Here is a 4,379-nt window from a genome sequence, read left to right as displayed (position 1 = left end):
TCAGCGCCGTGCAGGAACATGAGATTGACTCGAACTATCGGATCATCCGAACCTACGCCATCACCGCTCTCAAACCTGTCCTGCCAGCGGCGCTACTGGGACTGCGCTGGGCCAAGGCTGCGCTGAATGAGACCTTGGCCTTGATCGCAACACGTACCCATCGCGTGCGACCGGATCGCGCTAAACCACGTCCGCCTCGCCAGAAACCTCATCGACATGCCGCCTATAAGGCTTGCTGATGTCCTTATCTTGGGTGGATTGGTGCCCTAGCGCCCTGGCACCGCCCGACGATGAGCGCAGGCACGAGCAGCCGATCAAAGAGATGAGTGTTTGCGCACGAGGCTGCGTACGTAAAAAAGGACTCGGCATTCTTTTCAAGCAAAGAAAATAGCGCGGTAGAACGAGCGCAAGTAAGAAAGCGTTAGGGGCAGGAGCATCCATTGGCGCCCTACTTGAGGCCATCGTTCTGTCCGCACAGCGAACTCGTAAAAGCCCACCAAGTCCACTACAGTGAGTGATATCGTGCGATTGGTAAGATTGTCCTCGATCTCACCGGCCTATGCAGGCGACCTATCGCCAAACGGGGGTTGGTCGGGAAATTTATCCGTGCGCCTTCTCAAGTGTTTGATAATATTAAGGAAATATCAATAATGCATTATATGTTATTTCGTATGGCGTTCAAGCGTGCATCTCTTGCGCTGGGATCGGCTGCCTTGCTGTTTAATTTATCCTCCGCGGCGTCCCCAAGTGAATTAGCTTTTAGCAAGCCGAAAGGGTTCGGCGCGGCCACGATTGGCGGAGCTGGCGGGGAAATTGTGAATATCATCGATCCAATTGACGGCAAGCAGCAACTGAAGAATGCCTTGTGCAGTTCATTTAATGCCGAGGGAATATGCACGGATGCTGTTCCGCGAATTATCAGAATCGCAACAACGATTGACTACACGGGGACGGAAAAAACCTCTTCGGGACGTGGCTGTTATCCCGGCAAGACAAAAGCTGAGTGTCCAACGCCGTACAAGCCGGAAGCTTTGATCCTTACGGATGCGAGTGATAGTCACTGCAGCGGGAAGGAAGTCACCTCGATTAGCTACGATTTGGCTGGAAAAAATCCACTATCGGTCGGTTCAAACAAGACCTTGGTTGGCGTTAGTTCATCCGCAACGCTAAAGGGAAAGGGACTGCGACTCGTGAACTCGCGCAACGTCCAAATAAGAAATCTGACAATAAGTGATATTAACAATGGCATCGTTTTTGGTGGCGACGCGATATCGCTAGAAGGGGTGGATCAAGTTTGGATAGATCATAACAGTTTCCACAATATTGGCCGACAAATGATTGTCGATCACTTCCGTCCAGCAACCAATGTCACTATTTCGTGGAATAATTTCGACGGCAGCAGTATTTACTCACCTGGTTGCAATGGAAGACATTACTGGAATCTTTTGCTAATCGCTCAAAAGCAAACTATTACTTTATCAAATAATTGGTTTCATGAGTTTTCCGGCCGCGCGCCGAAAGTTTCTGGCGATGAAGCAATCGTGCATGTGGTTAATAATTATTTTCAAAATGGATCTTGGCATGCGCTCGATGCAAGCGAAAATTCTCATCTTTTTGTCGAGGCGAACTACTTTGATAACGTGATTTTGCCAATTTTGCCTGACGACGGCTATATCTTCGGAGCACTCGGTAGCCTGAGCGCCGTAGCCCAGGCGCAGTGTGAAGGTAAATTTGGGCGACATTGCTTAGGCAATGTCGCTGTGCCTGAGCCCTCGACTAACGGTTTTACGCAGCACTCTGCCGTAATGCAGGCATTCGAACCGGTAAAACCAAATCCGCAAGCCAATGTTTCGTCGAACATGATGCGACCCTATGAGGCAAGCAAGGTGCCCGCAATGGTCAAAGCATATGCCGGCACAGGACATATCTGATAGTTGTGGAGCGCGTCAGGGCATCTGAGTGTTTTACTTATCCTAATTGATCGGCGCAACGCTCCTTCACCATGCTGCAATGGCGCACTCTTCCACGATACCCCCTACGTGCAGGAAGGTTTCTCAAGCACCGTCATGAGCAAAATTCATAACTATTTGAATACTGTTCATTTTACGTGCAGGGGTACGCCTTCTACAATCCCACTTCCCGTGAACGGATGCACTTCCCGTGAACGGATGATGCCCTGGTCAAATGACTCACAACCTCGGCTTTCAACGAATTGACGCGAAGCGTGCTCGAAAAATCGCCGAGGCGCGTTACTGCAAGGTCGAGACGTCGTGCGACAATTGGAAGCGAGTGGCCGGGGCACCACCGCCGCATGACTCGCCAGAGGGCGTGAGCCTTGCAGCGGGTGGATTTTCGTTGAATCCCATCTCGCACATAAGCTTTAGCCGGTGGGAGTCAAGCCTTCCATGGCGACGCTGTAGGTGACGACTTTCATATGTTGCTAACGCAAACCGATAGAGAAAGCCAATAGCTATTCATTCATTGATGGCACACTTTTTTCTGTGCATTGGCTCGACACGCTGTGCTCGGCTTTTCAAGCCACAAGACACTTCATCCCAATCGCCTGTACGTGGGCATGTATCAGAAGGCGGTACATGCGCAGGCAGCCGCAAACTTACGATGCGATTCTGTTTCAGACTCTTAGGCCATGTGACGCATAGGTTCACATTATCTTTTCCTGCTTCACGCAATTGGGGTGGAAACTAAGAGACCGCAAGGAATGCGGCCCGATGAGTCAATGAACCTGGGCATTAGATAAGTTAGCGTGTTTCACCAGGGCATTCAGTTGGCTCGTATGACGCCTGAGACCTTTTTTAAACTCGAGGAGATCTTGTGACCAGTTTGAAGTCTACCCATTCTGAAGGAGGAAACGAAGCCTTGAGCGAGCCAGAACGTCGCCGTCGGCGCTCCGTGCACGAAAAGCTTACTATCGTCCAGGAGACCATGGAGCCAGGAGTAACGGTCTTGGAGGTGGCCAGGCGCCATGAGGTCAATCCTAATCAAGTGTCCGCATGGCGGAAGCAGTACCAAGACGGTACTCTGGCCCCTCTCAGTGCCGGCGAGGCTCTAGTCCCTGCATCGCAATTAGCTGCCGCGATGAACGAGATTCGAGAGTTGCAAAGGCTGCTAGGCAAGAAGACACAGGAGGCAGAAGTGCTGAAAGAAGCGGCCGAGCACAGTTCATCTTTCAATAGTGATTGCGTGCTCCACCATTCTGCTCTGGGGCGCCTGTGAGTCATGCCGGCATAGAAAAGCCATATTGATATGGTTGGGCAAAGTTCCAATAGGCTGGGAAAGCGAATCACCTTGGACACGCAGGGTGACCCAGTACGGTTTGCCACCCCAAAATTCTCAGCCGTGGCGGAATTATGGTATGGGACAACCACCATCGTCTGGCGCAGTCCTCGTTGGGTCATCGGCTCTTTGGAATCACGTGTGCCCTTGGCATCTTTGCGGGGAATGCTCTACTCTACGCGCGGCGTTACCGGTGCAAAGACATTCGTTTCACTGGTAACGCTTGCCGAGGCGCGCTGCTTAGTGCGGTTGACGTCACATCCCGGAAAGCAATCAAGGGCAGTGCAATAGACGCGTGGCCTACTAGACACGTTTGCCATTTGGGATACGGATGGCTGTTATCCAAACAATTGATTTCACCAATCCAGAAAACTGTTGCACAGTAGCTACCATGAGCTATATGCCATTCGTGCTTTCGGCACGATCTCCCAAGCCGAATCCATCGGGACGAGATTCATAGCTCGGGACGAGATTCATAGCTATAGGTCCCCACCCCTGATAAAAACCAGCCGCTTTGACGAGGATTGGGGTAATTTGAATCATTCGCCGGAGCATAATAATGCACGTTCTCGATTTTAATCAAATGGTACAATTTTTTGTTAATTCGTTAGAGTTGGTTCTGATTTTTGCGACCTTTTGTGCTGTCCTGGAGTTTATTTTTCCTGCTTATCAATATAGCTTTGCATCTTACGTCCGGGGTGTTCGGAACTGGGTTATTCGAATTGGTTTCGCGGCGTTAGTCTGGCACTTCTATGCTGTGGCCTTGGCCTGGTTTGGAGTTAAGCCGATTGTAATAATCAATTTCGGTGCGTTGCTTCACTCTGACAACGCAATATTGAACGCTGGATTGGCCATCCTCTCGGGGGTCCTAGTCGCGATTGCCGGCGATTTCTTTTACTACTGGATGCACCGAGCTCAGCATGCTGTTCCATTTCTTTGGCGCATGCACGCTAGTCACCATTCGATCCGCGAACTGACGGCGTGGAACTGCACTCACTACCTTTCGGAGCCCATCGTTTATGCCGCGTTTGTAGCACTACCTCTTGCATTGATTCACTTCGAATCCGGCATAGTGCCTGTCGTTG

2 protein-coding genes and 2 pseudogenes are annotated in these 4,379 nt (G+C 50.8%); all 4 read left to right on the top strand.

Translation table 11 applies throughout. The annotated features are described in order from the left end of the window. Positions 1-239: pseudogene (locus A3A5_RS44760) on the top strand (transposase); the annotation flags it as partial. Positions 240-650: 411 nt separating this feature from the next. Then, positions 651-1,931, top strand: coding sequence for a polysaccharide lyase family 1 protein (locus tag A3A5_RS41495; RefSeq protein WP_232431343.1), 1,281 nt, complete (start codon positions 651-653; stop codon positions 1,929-1,931). Between the two features lie 901 nt (positions 1,932-2,832). Then, positions 2,833-3,228 (top strand): annotated as a pseudogene (locus tag A3A5_RS38520) (transposase); the annotation flags it as partial. A gap of 625 nt (positions 3,229-3,853) precedes the next feature. Continuing rightward, a partial coding sequence (locus A3A5_RS0113590) for a sterol desaturase family protein (RefSeq protein WP_018311118.1) occupies positions 3,854-4,379 on the top strand: 526 nt, incomplete at its 3' end.

Origin of the sequence: Cupriavidus sp. UYPR2.512, assembly GCF_000379565.1 — a bacterium.
In the GTDB taxonomy this organism is placed as follows: domain Bacteria; phylum Pseudomonadota; class Gammaproteobacteria; order Burkholderiales; family Burkholderiaceae; genus Cupriavidus.
This window is presented reverse-complemented; position numbering and strand designations above follow the sequence as displayed.

Coding starts and splice junctions, on each gene's coding strand:
- A3A5_RS41495 (WP_232431343.1), top strand. CDS start 651: ATGCATTATATGTTATTTCGTATGGCGTTCAAGCGTGCATCTCTTGCG.